The sequence below is a fragment of the Lutibacter sp. genome, from assembly GCF_040883305.1.
Lineage (GTDB): Bacteria > Bacteroidota > Bacteroidia > Flavobacteriales > Flavobacteriaceae > Lutibacter.
In genome coordinates this window covers 1-2,534 of the sequence record NZ_JBFLKT010000335.1, presented here as the reverse complement: position 1 = coordinate 2,534, position 2,534 = coordinate 1, and the positions used below count along the sequence as shown (strand labels likewise).

The following is a 2,534-nucleotide window of genomic DNA, read 5'->3' as shown; positions in this document are numbered from 1 at the left end:
CCAAAAATTGGAGAAGCACATGTTGCTGCCTTGCCTTATGAAATTATTTTACAAGGAAAAAATGCAACCATGTTGCACGGAAAATATAGAATTGCATTGCATTGGCCAGAATTAACTATGGGAACATTTATGAAAATTATGAGTACCCCTGGCGATATTGAAGATACATTAGAAGAACTATGTAAATAGAGTTAGTATTATTGTTCACAATTATTTTTAAGGAAGTTGAGGTTTATGAAAACTATAATTTTTTCAGACAATCTCAACTTTTTTTTACGATCAGTTTCGCCGTTTTTTGTGAAGCTCCCTTACCTCCTAATTTACGCTCTAAATCAAAATAATTTAGAAACATTTTAGAACGAACGTCATCGTTCAAAATTTTATGAAGTTCTTTTTCTAGCGTAATTTCATTAAAATCGTTTTGAATTAATTCTTTTACAACTTCCTTATTCATTATTAAATTAACCAACGAAATATATTTTAAATCTATCAACCTTTTACCAATTTGATACGAAAGCCAACTTGTTTTATAACACACAATTTCCGGCACTTTAAATAGTGCTGTTTCAAGTGTTGCTGTACCCGAAGTTACAATTGCAGCATAAGAAAGGGATAATAAATCGTAGGTTTTATTGCTTACAAATTTTACATTTTCTTTATTTATAAACTGTTGGTAAAATTGATAATCCTGACTTGGTGCTCCTGCAATTACAAATTGGTAGTCCGTAAATTTATCAGCCATTTTTAACATTACCGCAAGTAATTTTTTTATTTCCTGTTTTCTACTTCCAGGTAACAAGGCAATAATGGGCTTTTCTCCTAATTCATGTTCTTTTCTAAAAACGGCTTCTCTAACCTGTTTTCTATTTGCAATAGCATCTAACAAAGGATGCCCTACAAAAGTTACTTTATAATCATATTTTTTATAAAAATCTTCTACAAAAGGAAGAATTACATACATTTCGTCAATATCTCTTTTGATATCTTTAACTCTGCCAGACCTACTTGCCCAAACCTGCGGAGAAATATAATAAACAGTATAAAAATTATTGGATTTGGCCCATTTTGCAATGCGCAAATTAAAACCAGAGTTATCTATAAAAATTATTTTGTCTGGATTGAATTTTAAAATATCTTCTTTACAAAATTTAATAAACCCTAAAACGGTTGAAAGGTTGGTTATAACTTCCGCAAAACCCATAAAGGCTCTTTCTTTGTAGTGCTTAACAAGGGTTCCTCCAACTGCTGCCATTAAATCTCCTCCCCAAAATCTAATTTCAGCTTGTTGATCCTCTAACAATAATGCTTTCATTAAATTAGAACCGTGTAAATCTCCTGAAGCTTCCCCAGAAAGGATATAATATTTCATTAATTATTTTTGAAAAAAAGTTAATAATAATACTAAAAATGCGATAAAAAACGTTTCAAACAATACGCCACGCGCTCTGTAAATCTGTTTTTTCTTAAGAAAAATAAAAAACACAAAAAAATTAGCTATTGCTCCCAACACCAATACTTTACCCTCTAAATCACCTTCTTGTATCAACTCTAAACTTGTGTGAAAATCGTATGTCGAAAAAAATTCAATAAAGATGAAAGAACCAACAGCAGTTGCAATTAGACCAACCATAAAACCAATAAGTAGTTCTTTTATCATTTTAATAAACTATAAATTCCAGCTATTTAATTTTTGTATAAAATGATGCGCTGTTAAATCGAACATAACCGGCACCACCGAAATATAATTATTCGCCAACGCCCATTCATCGGTATCTTCACCTTTGTCCATATTTACAAATTTACCCGTTAACCAATAGTAAACTCTTCCTTGTGGATTGGTACGCTTATCAAATTCTTCTACCCAATTTGCACGTGCCTGTCTGCATATTTTAATACCTTCAAATGTTTCACTTTTTGGGAAATTAACATTTAAAACCACCCCATCTGGCAACCCATGTTCCAATACATTTAAAACAACTTGTTTTATAAAAGGTTTTAGTACTTCAAAATTGGCATTCCAAGAATAATCTAATAACGAAAACCCAATTGCAGGGATTCCCTCAACTCCAGCTTCAACAGCGGCACTCATAGTTCCAGAATAAATTACATTGATTGATGAGTTTGACCCATGATTAATACCCGAAACACACAAGTCTGGTCTTCTCTCTAAAATTTCACTTACTGCCAATTTTACACAATCTGCAGGAGTTCCCGATGATTTATATTCGGTTTGTGGTCCATCATCAACAGTAATTTGATTGCAGTATAAAGTTTCATTTATAGTAACTGCGTGTCCCATACCACTTTGCGGACTGTCAGGTGCAACCACAACTACATCTCCAATTTCGTTCATTACAGCAATTAAAGTACGTATTCCAGGAGCTGTTATTCCATCATCATTGGTTACTAAAATTAAAGGTCTTTTCTTCATATTTTAAATTTAAAGAACAAAGCTACTATATTTTATCTGGTTTCAATAAATTTAACTTTAACATTTTATAAAGATAATTTGCTGTTTTTTTTAGGTATCATTG

3 protein-coding genes and 1 pseudogene are annotated in these 2,534 nt (G+C 31.7%); 1 reads left to right on the top strand and 3 read right to left on the bottom strand.

Going from position 1 to position 2,534, the window contains the following annotated elements; genetic code table 11:
• Positions 1 to 189: pseudogene (locus AB1Z17_RS10890) on the top strand (hypothetical protein); the annotation flags it as partial.
• Between the two features lie 73 nt (positions 190 to 262).
• On the opposite strand, the gene lpxB reads toward AB1Z17_RS10890, so the two are convergent.
• The 3 genes from lpxB to surE are packed head-to-tail and all read right to left on the bottom strand — an operon-like array spanning position 263 to position 2,431.
• On the bottom strand, positions 263 to 1,369 hold the full coding sequence (gene lpxB / locus AB1Z17_RS10885; RefSeq protein ID WP_368051822.1) for a lipid-A-disaccharide synthase: 1,107 nt from the start codon (positions 1,367 to 1,369) through the stop codon (positions 263 to 265).
• Positions 1,370 to 1,372: 3 nt separating this feature from the next.
• Complete coding sequence (locus AB1Z17_RS10880; protein WP_368051821.1) at positions 1,373 to 1,657, bottom strand: hypothetical protein; 285 nt, start codon at positions 1,655 to 1,657, stop codon at positions 1,373 to 1,375.
• A gap of 9 nt (positions 1,658 to 1,666) precedes the next feature.
• Positions 1,667 to 2,431, bottom strand: a complete 765-nt coding sequence (gene surE, locus AB1Z17_RS10875; RefSeq protein ID WP_368051820.1) for a 5'/3'-nucleotidase SurE — start codon at positions 2,429 to 2,431, stop codon at positions 1,667 to 1,669.
• Positions 2,432 to 2,534: the final 103 nt, after the last annotated feature.